General features: G+C 64.6%; 1 protein-coding gene. It reads left to right on the plus strand.

Annotation, left to right across the window (positions count from 1 at the left end; translation table 11 throughout):
* Window positions 1-312 precede the first annotated feature (312 nt).
* Window positions 313-1,377, plus strand: coding sequence for an IS110 family RNA-guided transposase (locus tag KSW38_RS23285; RefSeq protein ID WP_216927813.1), 1,065 nt, complete (start codon window positions 313-315; stop codon window positions 1,375-1,377).
* The last annotated feature ends 25 nt before the right edge of the window (window positions 1,378-1,402 follow it).

The following is a 1,402-nucleotide window of genomic DNA, read 5'->3' on the forward strand; positions in this document are numbered from 1 at the left end:
CGTAAGTGACTGTGAGGATTGGGGTGGCTGGTCTGGGACTGGCTGGCAGAGTGGTAGTAGTCGTTCTGCCTCGCGGGTGTGACTCTGTAAGTGACTGGCCCTGTAGAGGGTGCCTTTGAGTGGGATCTGTCCGTCCGCGGGGTGGAGCGGCCGGTACCGCCCGGCCCACCTCGGTAACTTGATCAGAAGGTTGTCCGCCCTCAGGCGTGACTCGTCACAGTGTTGTTCCGAAGTGACCTCTACCCGGGACCGGTACCGGCCGTTTTACGGCCCTGACCACATCCGCGAATAGAGGAAGACGCCAGAACCGCCATGACTATCGTCGCGCATTCCCGTCCTTTTGTCGTCGGCGTCGACACGCACGCCAAAAACCATGTCTACGCCATCATCACCGCAGGCACCGGTGAATTGATTGCCACCCGGGCCTTCCCGACCACCGGGGCAGGCATCAACCGTGCCATCGCCTGGGTCGCGCGCCACACCGGCGCTGACCTGGCTGCCTTATGGGTCGTTGAAGGAGCCGCGTCCTACGGCGCCCTGTTGGCCGGCGCGGTCGGCGCCGCCGGCTACGAGGTCGCCGAAGCCGCGCGCATGGATGCACGTCAGGGAACCGGTAAATCCGATCCGCTCGACGCGCACCGGATCGCCGCAGCCGTTCTGCCCTTGGATGAGCAGCAGCTGCGCCAGCCACGGCTGAACGAAGGGGTCCGCGCCGCCTTGCGGGTCCTGGTCTGCGCACGGGAAGCCATGACCACCGACCGTACCCGGGCGGTCAACGCCTTGACCGCCCTCCTGCGCGTAAACGACCTCGGCCTGGATGCCCGCAAACCCCTGACCGGAGCACAGATCGCCGAGGCGTCCCGGTGGCGTTCCCGGGAGGAACCACTGGCACTGACCGTCGCCCGGTCCGAAGGGGTCCGGCTAGCCAAACGCATCAGCGAGCTCGACGCGGACATCAAAACCAACAACCGCCAAATCACAGAACTGGTCCAAATAAGCGAAGCCGCCCCGCTCCTGCAGGAACCAGGCTTCGGTCCCGTCACTGCCGCCATCTGCCTTACCGCCTGGTCCCACCACGGACGGATCCGCTCAGAAGCAGCCTTCGCGTCCCTAGCCGGGGTCAACCCGATTCCGGCGTCCTCCGGCAACACCGTCCGGCACAGACTCAACCGCGGCGGCGACAGAACCCTGAACAAAGCCCTGCACATGGTCGCCCTGAGCAGAATGACCTTCGACCCGGCCACCATCGGATACGTCCACAAACGACAAGCCGAAGGACGAACCAAAAAGGAGATCCGCCGGTGCGTGAAACGCTATCTCGCCCGACGGACCTACCGAACCCTTAACGCCACAAACACGGACCCACGCCACCCTTGACAACCATAGAAGGATCCCCGCGTTG

The sequence above is a fragment of the Paenarthrobacter aromaticivorans genome, assembly GCF_019038615.1.
Lineage (GTDB): Bacteria > Actinomycetota > Actinomycetes > Actinomycetales > Micrococcaceae > Arthrobacter > Arthrobacter aromaticivorans.

Bases quoted from the DNA above. Each gene is read 5' to 3' on its own strand.
- KSW38_RS23285 (WP_216927813.1), top strand. From the start codon at position 313: ATGACTATCGTCGCGCATTCCCGTCCTTTTGTCGTCGGCGTCGACACG.